The 12,794-nt window shown below is 58.4% G+C and carries 12 protein-coding genes; 5 read left to right on the forward strand and 7 right to left on the reverse strand.

Annotation, left to right across the window (positions count from 1 at the left end; all coding sequences use genetic code 11):
* Positions 1-51: 51 nt before the first annotated feature.
* The 4 genes from VOI23_RS14130 to VOI23_RS14145 form a co-directional block, all read right to left on the reverse strand.
* Positions 52-2,466 carry an aerobic carbon-monoxide dehydrogenase large subunit gene (locus VOI23_RS14130; protein WP_323785552.1) on the reverse strand — a complete coding sequence of 805 codons (2,415 nt, stop codon included), beginning with the start codon at positions 2,464-2,466 and terminating at the stop codon, positions 52-54.
* On the reverse strand, positions 2,463-2,957 hold the full coding sequence (locus VOI23_RS14135) for a (2Fe-2S)-binding protein (protein WP_323785553.1): 495 nt from the start codon (positions 2,955-2,957) through the stop codon (positions 2,463-2,465). The genes VOI23_RS14130 and VOI23_RS14135 overlap by 4 nt, the downstream gene beginning before the upstream one ends.
* Positions 2,958-2,970: 13 nt before the next feature.
* Positions 2,971-3,825, reverse strand: coding sequence for a xanthine dehydrogenase family protein subunit M (locus VOI23_RS14140; RefSeq protein WP_323785554.1), 855 nt, complete (start codon positions 3,823-3,825; stop codon positions 2,971-2,973).
* A 134-nt stretch (positions 3,826-3,959) separates the two neighbouring features.
* Positions 3,960-5,093, reverse strand: coding sequence for an MHYT domain-containing protein (locus VOI23_RS14145; RefSeq protein ID WP_323785555.1), 1,134 nt, complete (start codon positions 5,091-5,093; stop codon positions 3,960-3,962).
* Between the two features lie 534 nt (positions 5,094-5,627).
* Here VOI23_RS14145 and VOI23_RS14150 point away from each other — a divergent pair.
* On the forward strand, positions 5,628-6,191 hold the full coding sequence (locus tag VOI23_RS14150) for a hypothetical protein (RefSeq protein WP_323785556.1): 564 nt from the start codon (positions 5,628-5,630) through the stop codon (positions 6,189-6,191).
* Between the two features lie 25 nt (positions 6,192-6,216).
* Here the strand turns inward: VOI23_RS14150 and VOI23_RS14155 are convergent, their stop codons facing one another.
* Complete coding sequence (locus VOI23_RS14155) at positions 6,217-6,963, reverse strand: AraC family transcriptional regulator (RefSeq protein WP_323785557.1); 747 nt, start codon at positions 6,961-6,963, stop codon at positions 6,217-6,219.
* Between the two features lie 645 nt (positions 6,964-7,608).
* On the opposite strand from VOI23_RS14155, the gene VOI23_RS14160 reads away from it, so the two are divergent.
* Genes VOI23_RS14160 through VOI23_RS14170 form a run of 3 tightly spaced genes read left to right on the forward strand, consistent with a single transcriptional unit; the run spans position 7,609 to position 9,719 of the window.
* The gene (locus VOI23_RS14160) at positions 7,609-8,283 is read left to right on the forward strand and encodes a phosphatidylserine decarboxylase (protein WP_323785558.1); all 675 of its coding nucleotides are present in this window, start codon (positions 7,609-7,611) and stop codon (positions 8,281-8,283) included.
* Between the two features lie 11 nt (positions 8,284-8,294).
* Positions 8,295-9,065 (forward strand): CDP-diacylglycerol--serine O-phosphatidyltransferase, encoded by a 771-nt coding sequence (gene pssA, locus VOI23_RS14165; protein WP_323785559.1) that lies wholly within the window; start codon positions 8,295-8,297, stop codon positions 9,063-9,065.
* Between the two features lie 21 nt (positions 9,066-9,086).
* Positions 9,087-9,719: a class I SAM-dependent methyltransferase gene (locus VOI23_RS14170; RefSeq protein WP_323785560.1), complete on the forward strand. Its 633-nt coding sequence runs from the start codon at positions 9,087-9,089 to the stop codon at positions 9,717-9,719.
* A gap of 195 nt (positions 9,720-9,914) precedes the next feature.
* Here the strand turns inward: VOI23_RS14170 and VOI23_RS14175 are convergent, their stop codons facing one another.
* Positions 9,915-10,556 (reverse strand): class I SAM-dependent methyltransferase, encoded by a 642-nt coding sequence (locus tag VOI23_RS14175; RefSeq protein ID WP_323785561.1) that lies wholly within the window; start codon positions 10,554-10,556, stop codon positions 9,915-9,917.
* A 61-nt stretch (positions 10,557-10,617) separates the two neighbouring features.
* Here VOI23_RS14175 and VOI23_RS14180 point away from each other — a divergent pair, with 61 nt between their 5' ends.
* Positions 10,618-11,289, forward strand: a complete 672-nt coding sequence (locus VOI23_RS14180) for a hypothetical protein (protein WP_323785562.1) — start codon at positions 10,618-10,620, stop codon at positions 11,287-11,289.
* A 282-nt stretch (positions 11,290-11,571) separates the two neighbouring features.
* Here the strand turns inward: VOI23_RS14180 and VOI23_RS14185 are convergent, their stop codons facing one another.
* On the reverse strand, positions 11,572-12,687 hold the full coding sequence (locus VOI23_RS14185; RefSeq protein WP_323785563.1) for a pyridoxal phosphate-dependent aminotransferase: 1,116 nt from the start codon (positions 12,685-12,687) through the stop codon (positions 11,572-11,574).
* Between the last annotated feature and the right edge of the window lie 107 nt (positions 12,688-12,794).

The raw sequence follows: 12,794 nt of genomic DNA on the forward strand, positions 1-12,794 counted from the left end.
CGGTGCCCTCCCTGTGGGACGGGCCGCATAACGCGGCCCGCGCCCGGTTCTTTAGTCGTGCAGTCCCAGAGAATTTGCGGTCTGCCAGATGCGCCAATGGTCATGGGGCATATTGGTGTGCCGGTTGCCAAACGGACGGAACGCATCCTGAACAGCGTTCGAGAAACAGGGCACGCCACCCACATGCGGGCTTTCGCCCACGCCCTTCGCCCCAATGGGGTGATGCGGGCTTGGTGTGACTGTGAAATCCGTTTCGTAGTTTGGCACTTCCCAAGCCGTTGGCAGGAAGAAATCCATCAACGTACCCGTCTTGACGTTGCCCATGTCGTCATAGGCAATCTCTTGCCCCAGGGCGACGGCAAGCGCTTCGGTCAGGCCGCCGTGGATCTGGCCTTCGATCACCATCGGGTTGATCCGCGTGCCGCAGTCGTCGAGCGCATAGAAGCGGCGGATTTCAGGCACACCGGTATCGACGTCGATGTCCATCACGCAGACATAGGCCCCAAACGGATAAGTCATGTTGGGGGGATCGTAATAGCTCACCGCTTCCAGACCCGGCTCCAAACCCGGAATGGCCTGATTGTAAGCGGCATAAGCGATTTCCTTCATCGTCTTGAACCGTTCTGGCGCGCCTTTGACAACAAAACGGTCGACGTCGAATTCCACGTCGTCGTCGTGGACCTCAAGCAGATAGGCCGCGATCATCTGCGCCTTGGCGCGGATTTTGCGCCCTGCCATCGCGGTTGCCGCACCCGCGACCGGGGTTGAACGAGAACCGTAGGTGCCAAGACCGTATGGCGCGGTATCCGTGTCCCCTTCCTCGATCGTGATGCTGTCAGCCGACAGGCCAATCTCGGTCGCAAGGATTTGCGCAAAGGTCGTGGCATGGCCCTGACCCTGAGAGATGGTACCAAGCCGCGCCACAGCCGACCCGGTTGGGTGGATACGGATTTCGCAGCTATCAAACATACCCATTCCAAGGATGTCACAGTTCTTGACCGGACCGGCCCCCACGATTTCGGTAAAGAACGACAGGCCGATTCCCATGATTTTCCGGGTTTCGCCGCGTTTGAACGCCGCGACGCGTTCGGCCTGCTCGGCACGCAGCCCTTTGTAGTCGACCGCCTCCAGCGCCTTATCCCACGCGGTCTGATAATCGCCAGAGTCGTATTCCCAGCCAAGTGCCGCAGTGTAGGGGAACTGATCCTTCTTGATAAAGTTGATCGAGCGCAAATCCGCCGGGTCCATGTTCAGCTCAATGGCGAGGACTTCGATCATCCGCTCAATGAAATACACGGCTTCCGTTACGCGGAACGAACAGCGATAGGACACGCCGCCGGGTGCCTTATTGGTGTAGACACCATCAACCCCCAGATAGGCGACCGGAATGTCATAGGATCCGGTGCAAATGTTCATGAATCCCGCCGGGAATTTGGTCGGGTCCGCACAGGCGTCAAACGCACCGTGGTCGGCGGTTACATGGCAGTGCAGGCCCGTGATTTTGCCTTCTTTGGTGGCGCTGATTTTACCTTTCATCCAATAGTCGCGGGCAAAGGCGGTGGACATCAGGTTTTCCATCCGGTCTTCGACCCATTTCACCGGAAGACCGGTGACAATCGAGGCCACGATCGAACAGACATAGCCGGGGTAAACTCCGACCTTGTTGCCGAACCCGCCACCGATATCTGGAGAAATGACCCGGATGTTATGCTCTTCGATGCCGGACAGCAGCGAAGCAACCGTGCGTACCACATGCGGCGCTTGGAACGTGCCCCAAACCGTCAACTTGCCATTCACCTTGTCCATCGACGCGACAGAGCCGCATGTCTCGAGCGGGCAGGGGTGGGTGCGGTGGTAGTACATTTCGGACTCGGCCACGACTTCGGCATTGTCGATGACCTGTTCGGTCGCCTCCTGATCGCCCGCTTCCCATGTAAAGATGTGGTTGTGATGTTTGCGTGGGCCGTGCGCGCCGGGGGCCGTTGGATCCAGATCCTCGCGCAGCACAACATCCGATTGCAGGGACTTGAAGGGGTCGACGATAACTTCAAGCTCCTCGTACTCCACTTCCACCAGCTCCACCGCATCAGCCGCGACATAGCGGTCTGAGGCGACAACAAAGGCTACCTCCTGGCCCTGAAACAGAACCTTGCCATCGGCCAGCACCATCTGCTTGTCGCCCGCGAGCGTTGGCATCCAGTGCAGGTTGAGCGGCTCAAGGTCTTTGGCTGTCAGAACCGCAATAACGCCGGGCAGCGCCATCGCCGCGTCGATATTGATCGACTTAACCCGGGCGTGCGCATAGGGCGAGCGCACGAAATCACCGTGCAGCATGCCCGGCAGCTTAACGTCGTCGACATAGTTGCCCTTGCCCTGAGTAAAGCGCGCATCTTCGACCCGCTTGCGGGAACACCCCATGCCCTTCAGGCCAGCGACCCGTTCTTCGCGTGTGACTTCGTCCTTCATTGCGCCGCCTCCTTGGCTGCATTCAGTTCAGACGCTGCTGACAGAATGGATTTCACGATGTTCTGGTAACCGGTGCAGCGGCAGATGTTGCCAGCGATGCCAAAGCGGACCTCTTCTTCGGTCGGGTTTGGGTTTTCCTCAAGCAGCTTGGCCGCGCGCGTGATCATGCCCGGTGTGCAGAAACCACATTGAAGGCCGTGATGTTCCTTGAAGTTCTCTTGCAGGACGTGCAACGCATCCGGGCTGCCGAGTCCTTCGATTGTCGTGATTTCTGCACCATCGGCCTGGGCCACAAAGACGGTGCAGGATTTCACGGATTTGCCGTTCATTGTCACCGTGCAGGCGCCGCAGTGCGATGTCTCGCAGCCAACATGCGGTCCGGTGATGTTGAGTTTTTCGCGCAGCGCATAAATCAGCAACTCGCGCGGTTCGGCCAGAAATTCGTGATCCGTGCCGTTCACGTTCAGTTTGACGTGCATCTTGTTTGACATTGTGAACTCCTCCCTAAGCCCTTGACCAGGCGCGTGCGATCGCGCGGCCAAGCACGATGCCAGCGGCGTGGCGTTTGAATGCGACCGGGCCGCGGTTGTCTTCTGTCGGATCAATATCGCCGAGCATGGCTGTGATCGCAGTCTTGACCGCAGCCTCTTCGCAACCGGTTCCGACCAATGCTTCTCCCGCAGCTTCGGACCAGATCGGCGTGTCGCTGAGGTTGGTCATCGCGATCGAAGCAGCCGCGACTTTGCCGTCTGCTTTGCGGATCTGCACAGCGGCAGCGGCAGTGGCATAGTCGCCAATTTTGCGCTTTTGCTTCTCATAAGCATAGCCGCCTGTCGGTGCCGCAAAGGTCACGGCTGTCAGAACCTCTTCGTCCTCACGGCCGGTCATATAGGCCGCCTCGTAAAATTCACGCGCATCAACGGCACGGTCCCCGTCAGGGCCGGTCAGGTGAAATTGCGCATCCAGGCATTGCATCAGACCGGGCATATCATTGCCGGGATCGCCGTTGGCCACGTTGCCGCCCACAGTGCCCATATACCGGACCTGCGGATCGGCAATTTGCAGCGCAGCTTCTCTCATGATGGGCGCGGCTTCGGCGAGGGGCGCAGAGTTAATGATGTCGTGCTGTGTGGTCATCGCGCCGATACGGATGGTCCCGTCGGCAACCGTGATCCCGCTCAGACCCGCGATACCCTGAAGGTCGATCAGGTGTGGCACCTCTGCCATCCGCAGCTTCATCATGGGGATAAGGCTGTGTCCGCCTGCGATGACGCGCGCATCGTCTCCGTGCTCTTGAAGCAAGGCGATGACGCCCGCCATGTCTTTCGGCCTGTAGTATTCAAACGCCGCTGGTATCATTGCTTCGCCTCCCGTTCCGCAAATGTATGTCAGGGCGGCAGAATGTACGCAGCGGTATGCCGACGCTTGCGCTGTTCAATGAAAGACCTGCTTTTTTTCACGAAATGCGCCTATGGCCGCACGAAATGCGAAAGCTATCGGCCAAGCAGGTCGCGGACGACCTTCATGTTGGACCTGCTCACCGGAACGGGTGGCAAATCATCCGTCGCAAAGCGGCAAACGCCGTTATCCTTGAACCGTTCGAAGTGTTTGACGTGCGTTGGGTTCACCAGATAGCTGCGGTGGGTCTTGATAAACCCGGCAGCATTCAGCCGCGTGGCGGCTTCGGTGATCGGCCACGCGCAGAAATGCTGCGCGTCATGTGTATAGACATTGGTATAGTGGCCTTCGGCCCGGACAAAGGCGACCTGTGCGGGATCAATCACATGCGTGATGCCGTTGCGTTCGCACGGAATGCGCAGTGCGATTGGCGCAGGCTTTGAAACGATCGGATTTGGGCTGGGCCTAGCAGCCTCGGCCGTCGGGGCTTGCGTCAAAGGCGCCGGCGCCGGCGCAGACGGCACGAAGAACGTCACCCCCATCCATAAGAACCCACCAAAGATAACGAAGCTTGAAATGATCACGCCAAGCGCAAGCGTTTCATTGCTCATCACCGGGCCAAATTCATTCAGGGCGGGAACTGCGATGAAACGAGTGCTGGCCGTGGCGACAAAATGCACAGTACAGACAGCGACCCCAAAACAAAGCGTGCCAAGAAGAATACTGCGATTGGTCCGTTGTCCATAGGCGATCCAGAACGCGGCGATGCATAACCCAATCGCAGAGATGACCGACAGAGAAATCCCAAACGGTGTATAGACCGCACGGCACAACTGAAGACCCGCCATGCCAATGTAGTGCATCGCAAGAATCCCGCATCCGACCAAAGCCCCGGCAGCAGACACCGTGGCAGGTGTCCTTTCGCGAAAATGCAAAAGCAACAAAGCTGTTCCGACAATCAGGATCGCCAACAATGCCGATGCGAGCGTTATCGCGGCATCATAATAAAACAGGATCGGCATTTGAATCCCAAGCATCGCGACGAAGTGCATCGACCAGATCCCGCCACCCAGGGCGATAGCCGAAGCTGCGACGGATACCTTGCGCCGAGACACGCTTTGTTGCGAAAGGTCTTTCGACAGCGTCAAACCCGTGAAGCCCGCAACGATGGAAATCACCACCGAGGCGACAACAAGCGCGATGTTATAGCTCACGTCCAAGAATTCCATGCTATTGTGATGGCATTAAATTTCAGACAAATCAAACGTGCAAAATTTTGCAACAATGCAAGCCCACGAGACCAAAGGAGAGTTTCGACAGCCGCATTGGAATCACGCCAAATTTCCAGAGTGGTTTTGCGGTCGGTTGAGGCAAAAAAACTGCTCTCTCGATACATGCTGGGCCCACGCGACTCGGGTTTTCTTGGGTGTCGGGGCTATCTGGAAACGCTCACGCTAATCTTGGGATGATCTTACCCTGGGCGGATCGCGAAAATCTGGTGCCATTACATGCTTCCCGCGGCATTAGGCACTTTGGATTCAACGCCGCCCTGCGGCAGCGCGACGCCCGGATTGTCACTTTCGGCCAGCGCTAAGGGCGAATAGGCGGGGCCAAGTGGACGTTCGCTTTCCAGCTTTATCGTTTTGAATCGCGATCTAGAACGTTCTGAATCATGTCTTCGGGCGAATCCCGGTCAAAACCAATGTTGATACGCATCATGGTCGCAACTGCGGCCCATGCGAAATTCATCAAGGGATTCCACGATGTCGAACTCATTAACTCTCCAACTACTGTTGGCAGGTGTCCTTGTCGGCGCATTGACTGCCAACGTCACGCAGGCAGGTGCCGCGCGCGATACAGATGCCATCGCCACGCGAGAAGAAGTGCCTACCAGTGCAGGGCATGACATTCCTGCCGGAGCCTTCGGATTTCTGTTGGTCGAACGACCCCGCGAAGTAAACCTTCTTGCTCTGCGCGGCATCGCCGGAAGCGGGAAGGTTATCCTGCGCACCGCTCAACCAGGATTGTGCCTGACCATCCCGGTCCGGTTTGTCGCGGGGGATTTCGGCGGCGAGTCAATAACTGGACATCTGGCTGCCCCGATCCACTTTGTTATCACAAGCAGGCAGGTCGCCAGATCGTTGGCGAAAGGCCAAGATGTCGTCAGCGACATGTTCAGCGTCAGTGACCACATGGGTCCAGATGCAGACATTGTGCTCCAATCCGGACTGGACGAAGGTTTTGGCTTTGTCATCAACCCGGGGCGTAACATCCTTGAAGAAATCTTTTGGATAAAGGCAAGGCCCGTTTCCTGCCAGAGTGTCTAGCCACGGATGACAGGGCGCAGGCGGGTCATCCGTCTGCGCCCTTGGCCCTGAACTGCGAAGGCGTCAGCCCTGTCACGCGTCGGAATTCCGTGTTGAAACTGGATTTCGACAGGAAACCAGCCTCGAACATGACCTCCGAGACCGGCAGACCGGTTTCCAGCAGGACGCCTTGCGCGTAGGCGATACGATACCCATTGATGAAACGCGAAAAATTCTCTGCGGTGACGCGGTTTATCGCGCCGGACAAATCGCGGGCCGGAACGGAAAGCCGCTTTGCAACCCGGGCCAGAGTCAGGTTGCTGTCGCGATAAAGCTCTTTGTCTTTCATGATTTCATTGAGGGTCTGCATCAATACGTGGTCCGCGTCAGACGGCGTCACACGGTCGGGGGCGTCCCGGTGCGATACACGCAAGATCAGCGGCACACCTATCAATATGACGACAAAGACGAACCCGGCGAACAGACCCGAAACGCCGGTCAGAAGCGTCACCAGATGCGGTTCGCTCGCCACAAGACTGATCGCAAAGACCAGGCCATCAGCGGCAACCATCAGACCTATCAACGCAATCGTTGCGTATATCGCCGCACGCCACAGGCCAGTTGCATGCGGCGGTACGGAAAGAAAATCATCAGAGCCATAGCTCAGCAAGCTTGCCAGGCGCACAATATAGATACAGTTGATGGTCAGGATGAACACATCTGCAGACACCCGTACCGGTGCAGCCAGCCCAAGCAACGCGACAGCGACAAGCCCCCCATTGCGAAGCAACATACTGTTCCAGCGCTGGCTGTTGTCCAGTGTTAAGGCCGCAAATCCGAGATAGGCTGAAGGAGCCGCCAAAATGGCGACAAAGGGCTGCACGCGGGCGGGCCAAAGCCAGTCTAATGAGACCCGCATTCCGAGTAAAACAGTGACCAACACCAGACACAGAAGAAAGGCGCAGAGGAAAAACCTAGAACGGCCAGGAACCCGCGTGTTCCAGGCAAGCATATAGGCGGCGACGGTCATCAGAAGGCTAATAAGCCAGGTTATCGGGAATGCATTCATCGGCCGACATTAATAAGAACCAGTATCTCCTGACCAGACTTTTCGCTGGAAGTTTGAGTTCTGGATTTTGTGGTATCGTGGCCGGTCCGGGCTCAACGCCGGATTGCGGCGGCGCGGTGTTCCGTTTCTGGTGCCCACGTCTGCCGCGTCGACGTGGACGGCCCATTGCGCCCGTTGTGGAACGCGAAACGACTGACCGGTGCGATTCCAAATCACCGCATATCGCACTGCGGCCAAACCGGAGCTGCGTGCAGTAAACGGACAGGGGCGCAGGCAGGGCAGGTCCAAACCGGAAATTGCATTAAGGCTTTGCTTTCCAATCCTATCATCCTATGAGTCGGCTGAAATTGACCTGAGGGAAATGTTGAAATGCAGATGCTTGGCACCTTCATCAAGCCGATGCACCCGGAAGGAAGAAAATTTGTCGCGATCTTTGCGGCGGGGACCCTCGGGCTTTTCTTTCTTTCGGTTGTTCTGGGCTGGATTGGCATCGGTCTGACGGTTTGGTGCTACTATTTCTTTCGCGACCCCGAACGGGTGACGCCCACGCGCGACGGGCTGATCGTCAGCCCGGCGGATGGTGTCGTTTCGCTGATCGAAAAGGCGGTGCCCCCGGCCGAGCTTGGGATGCCCGCGACCCCGCTGACGCGGGTCAGCGTGTTCATGAGCGTTTTCAACTGCCATGTGAACCGCGTCCCGATTTCCGGTCAGGTCACCTCGATCGCTTATCGCCCCGGCAAGTTTTTCAACGCGTCTCTGGACAAGGCAAGCGTGGATAACGAACGCAACAGCCTGTGCATCCGGATGCAGGATGGCCGGGATCTTGCCGTCGTGCAGATCGCCGGGCTGGTTGCGCGCCGTATCGTCTGTTTCGTCGAAACCGGCGCTGAAATGAAGACCGGGGAACGGTTCGGGCTGATCCGGTTCGGGTCCCGTTTGGATGTGTATCTTCCCGACGGGATCGTTCCGATGGTCAGCATCGGACAGACGATGATCGCGGGCGAAACCGTGATCGCCGAACTGAACGCCGCGACCAAAGGGTAGACAAGCGCCAAATGGCAAGAAATCCCGACAAAGCACCAACCGAGCTTTCCCTCCTTCAGCTTCTTCCCAACATGCTGACCATTGCCGCCATTTGCGCCGGCTTGTCGGCAATCCGGTCCGGGTTCCACGGTCACTATGTGCTTGCGGTGCAGCTCATTCTGGCCGCCGCGATCCTTGACGGTCTGGACGGGCGGGTGGCCCGGCTTCTGGGCAGCAACAGCAAGATGGGCGCCGAGCTCGATTCTCTCGCGGATTTTCTGAATTTCGGCATCGCACCGGCCCTGGTCCTCTATTTCTGGGTTCTGGAGGGCATGCCAAGCGCCGCATGGATCGCGGTTCTCACCTATACGGTCTGCTGCGTGGTGCGTCTTGCCCGGTTCAACGTCAGCGACAAAGCCAAGGAGGCGGCCGCCGAAGCCAGCGACAAAGCCACGGAGACGGCCAGCGAAAGCCCCTATTTCGTTGGCGTTCCGGCCCCTGCTGGCGCCTTGCTGGTGATGCTGCCGATGTTCATTTCCTTTGCGTTCGCGGATGCGCCGATCCTGCCGGGGATCGTGATCTGTTTCCACATGGTCGCCGTCGGGTTTCTGATGATCAGCCGCATACCGACCTGGTCGTTCAAGGCGACAAGGATTTCGCGCAGCAACGTGAAATTCTTTCTCGTCGGTTTCGCCATTGCCGGCGCGGCTGTCCTGATCCATCCGTGGATCACGCTCGTCGTGGTCTGCGTCTTTTATGTCGGCACGGTGATTTGGGCCCTGTTTGGCAAAGATAAGTCCTGAAATCGGAAGAGGAGCGATGATTTGGACATTAAAGCGGTGCAAACGTCCTATGCCCGTTGGGCCCCGGTCTACGACAAGACCTTCGGCGCGGTCACCAATACTGGCAGATGCCGGGCGGTCGACTATATCAATACCCGTTCTGGTACCGTTCTGGAGGTCGGCGTCGGCACCGGGCTTTCGCTGTCGTATTACAAACCCGCCCTTGCGGTCACCGGGATCGATTTCAGCGACGACATGCTGGCAAAGGCCCGCGCGAAAGTTCAGGCGATGAAACTGAACAACGTCGTCGACCTGCGCCAGATGGATGCCCGGGCGCTGGATTTTCCCGACAACCACTTTGACACGGTGGTGGCCATGCATGTCCTGTCGGTGGTGCCCGAGCCGGAAAAAGTGATGGCCGAAATCGCCCGCGTCTGCAAACCGGGCGGCAAGGTGGTGATCACCAACCACTTCAAGCGCCGCCGTGGCATCCTCGCCGCGATCGAAAATCTCGCCGCGCCGCTTGCCAATATTCTCGGTTGGCATTCCGATTTCGAAATCGAGACGGTCCTGGGCGAAAAAGACCTGATCGCCGAGGAACAAAAATCCCTGCCGCCGGTCGGGATGATGACGTTTCTGGTCTTGGGCAAAACACCGGCCGTGGAACAGCGCTAATCCGTCCGGGCCTGACCACATTGACCGCTGCCGCCCGCCGCTGGGGGCGCTGGCGGGCCTGCTGGGGGGCGTGGGCAAAGCGCGAGGCTTGTTCTTGGCCCGAAGTGGACACCGCGCTTCCGCAGAACAGGCGAAAACATTCGCCCAGGGCTTATTGCATTTCGCACTTACACCGAATTTTCTGACGCGCAGGCTTTACGGCAAACGCGCCATCAAAATTTCGCGCTGCGCTGCGTAGCGTTCCGATATGGAGGCAAGCGGTTGCCGCTGCCGGGCCATGTCGGCTACCAGATCGTCATACGACTTTCTGGCCACGCTGTCCAAGGGGCGCTCGGGGATCTGAGCCCGAGGCGCCCGCCACAGGACAGCCTGCCCATGGTTTTCCGAAACGACCTCAAAGGTCCAACTCTGCATGAAGGTCTCGATGAAATACAACAACCGGAATACGTCTCCCATCCAGGCGCGGGACGGGTTTCCCTGTTGGTCGCGTATCTCATAGCAAGCGGCCTGATCCGGAAGGGCAGCCTCCGGATTGGATGGGATCACGTCATCGATAATAATCACCCCATCAGGTACCAGGCGTTCGGTGGCATTCAGCAGATCGCGCAATGTCTGTTCCTGAGTGTGCAGCCCGTCGATGTAGATAACCTCGAACATGGGGCGTACAGGCGTTTGGGCAAACCACTCGTCACTGGTCATGGCGAAGAACTGGGCCGTCGGCTCTGCTCGCGCGATCGGATCGAACCTGAAACCGGGATCGACAGCGACTTTTCCCGCGGCTTTCAGAGCAAAGAAAGTAACGCCTGCGCCGCTGCCGGCTTTCGAGGCACTCTTCACCCATGTTCTCCCACAACTTGAAACTCCATTCGTGCTAATCACTGGATCGGAAGATGTCACAGTGCCCAACCAAACGGATCGGCGCTGGCCAAAGTTTTCCGATGAACTCAGGGCGGCGCTGCACAAGCTGTCCGAGCACCCCAAGCTCCTTCACTGGTTTGCCGAGAACCTCGACGAAGCCTTTTCTGAAAAGGTCTCACCTCTGCCTCTGGGTTTTGTATTCCCTGACAGTAAACCGACTGCGATTTCAGCCAAGATCAAGCCGCCGACCTGGGCGCGTCCTAACTCGGTGTTATGCGCTCACCGCATTCGGGAAGGGGCGCAATGGCAAGCACGCCGCGACGTGCAGGCGCTGGCTAGTGGCGCGTGGCGAACCTTTACCCACGTTGCGGACAAAGAAATGCCATTGAAAGCGTTTCAGGAGGCGTGTCGAACCCACAAATTCGTCCTTTGCGTAGAAGGTGGGGGGCTCGATCCGTGTCCGAAAGTTTTCGACGCTCTGCTGAATGGCGCAATCCCTATCGTCCGAGCTTCGGCAGCGAGTCGCGCCTTGGCGGAGTTGCCGGTCGCTTTTGTTGAAAGCTGGAGCGAAGACGCAGTGACGCCCGATTTGCTCGACGACTGGTCCGCGGAGTTTACTCCGAAATTCGACGCGCCTGGAGGATACGACGCCATTCAGAAAAAAACATCACTTGATCATTGGTGGGGCAAGATACTGCGACAGTGTATGTGACCGCGCGTTAGGTGCTATGGTTTCGGGCGAAAACAGGCTGCTGCCGCAGCTGCGCTGCGCTCAGAACGACGCCCGGGGAAGTACTGTCGGCTCCAGTTACATGCTGCCATTTTGCCAAACAGCGCGCATAACACACAACCAACGACGCTCCCCGCCTCGGCACAGGCTCCCGATCCTCTGCGGGGGGGCATAAACGCGTATGGACGCCCGTTTTCCCCCCGGCTCGGGGATCTGCACCGTTCCGCGCTACAAATTGTACAAATGGCCTCAAACGTCTGTGCGTCAGGCCGGTTGGGACCGGGCCTCTGACAGCGCCTCAGGCAGTGCTTCGGCAAACAGTTTCAGGTCTTCGGGCCGTCCGGCGCTGACCCGGATGCAGCGGTTTTGCGGCGCCACGAAGGGCATCCGCACGAACACGCCGCGCGCCACCAACCCGTCCAGCACCGCCTTGGCAAACGCCCCGTCCAGACCACAATCCACTGCCACGAAATTGGTCGCCGAAGGCAAAGCCACCAGCCCGTTTTGCGCCGCGATGCGGGCGATTTCTGCCCGCGCCGCGGCCACGTTCGCACAGGTCTGCGCCAGCCAGTTGGGATCGTTCAGCGCCGCCAATGCACCGATCTGGGCGCTGCGATTCATCCCGAAATGATTGCGGATCTTGTTGAAGCTGGTGATCAGATCGGCCGCGCCCATCGCATAGCCCACCCGCGCCCCGGCAAGCCCGTAAGCCTTTGAAAAGGTGCGCATCCTGATCAGGCGCGGATCGTCGATATCCAGTTCGACCGCGGTGCCTTCGGGGGCGAATTCGACATATGCCTCGTCCAGTATCAACAAGGTGTCGTCGGGCAAGTTGTCCATCGCCCGTACAATGTCTCGGCCGCTGTGCCAGCTGCCCATCGGGTTGTCGGGATTGGCCAGATAGACGATTTTCGCGCCCAGTTCCGCGGCCTTGGCAAACAGCGCCTCGGGGTCTTCGCAGTCATCCGTATAGGGAACCTTATGCAGCACGCCTCCAAAGCCCGCGACATGGTAATTGAAGGTCGGATAAGCCCCGTCCGAGGTCACCACCGCATCGCCGGGAACCACCAGCATCCGCACCAGATATCCCAGCAACCCATCAATACCTTCGCCCACGACGATATTTTCCGGACCAATGCCATGAACCGTCGCCAACGCATCGCGCAGGTCATGACTTTCCGCATCGCCATACATCCATAAATTTGCTGCAGCGGATTGAATCGCCTCAACCGCCCGCGGCGAGGGGCCAAAGACGTTTTCATTCGCCCCCAGCCGCGCCAGAAAAGGCCGCCCCATCGCGCGTTCCTGCGCTTCGGGGCCGACAAAGGGTACGGTTGCGGGCAGACTGTTCGTCAGTTTTGTATAGCGTGGTCCTGTCATGCCGCCAGATAAACCAAAGCGGCGCGGCAGGGCAAGCGGCCTTGCGTGCCCCAACGTCTTTGTGGATTTTGGGGCCGGAACCCCGATACTGGCCGCAAACCCAGAGG

This window comes from Thalassovita sp., assembly GCF_034670005.1.
In the GTDB taxonomy this organism is placed as follows: Bacteria; Pseudomonadota; Alphaproteobacteria; order Rhodobacterales; family Rhodobacteraceae; genus Thalassobius.

What these genes read in the sequence shown, in the direction of transcription:
- VOI23_RS14130 (WP_323785552.1), bottom strand. Translation starts at nt 2,466, where the DNA reads ATGAAGGACGAAGTCACACGCGAAGAACGGGTCGCTGGCCTGAAGGGC.
- VOI23_RS14135 (WP_323785553.1), bottom strand. Translation starts at nt 2,957, where the DNA reads ATGTCAAACAAGATGCACGTCAAACTGAACGTGAACGGCACGGATCAC.
- VOI23_RS14140 (WP_323785554.1), bottom strand. Translation starts at nt 3,825, where the DNA reads ATGATACCAGCGGCGTTTGAATACTACAGGCCGAAAGACATGGCGGGC.
- VOI23_RS14145 (WP_323785555.1), bottom strand. Translation starts at nt 5,093, where the DNA reads ATGGAATTCTTGGACGTGAGCTATAACATCGCGCTTGTTGTCGCCTCG.
- VOI23_RS14150 (WP_323785556.1), top strand. Translation starts at nt 5,628, where the DNA reads ATGTCGAACTCATTAACTCTCCAACTACTGTTGGCAGGTGTCCTTGTC.
- VOI23_RS14155 (WP_323785557.1), bottom strand. Translation starts at nt 6,963, where the DNA reads ATGTTGCTTCGCAATGGGGGGCTTGTCGCTGTCGCGTTGCTTGGGCTG.
- VOI23_RS14160 (WP_323785558.1), top strand. Translation starts at nt 7,609, where the DNA reads ATGCAGATGCTTGGCACCTTCATCAAGCCGATGCACCCGGAAGGAAGA.
- pssA (WP_323785559.1), top strand. Translation starts at nt 8,295, where the DNA reads ATGGCAAGAAATCCCGACAAAGCACCAACCGAGCTTTCCCTCCTTCAG.
- VOI23_RS14185 (WP_323785563.1), bottom strand. Translation starts at nt 12,687, where the DNA reads ATGACAGGACCACGCTATACAAAACTGACGAACAGTCTGCCCGCAACC.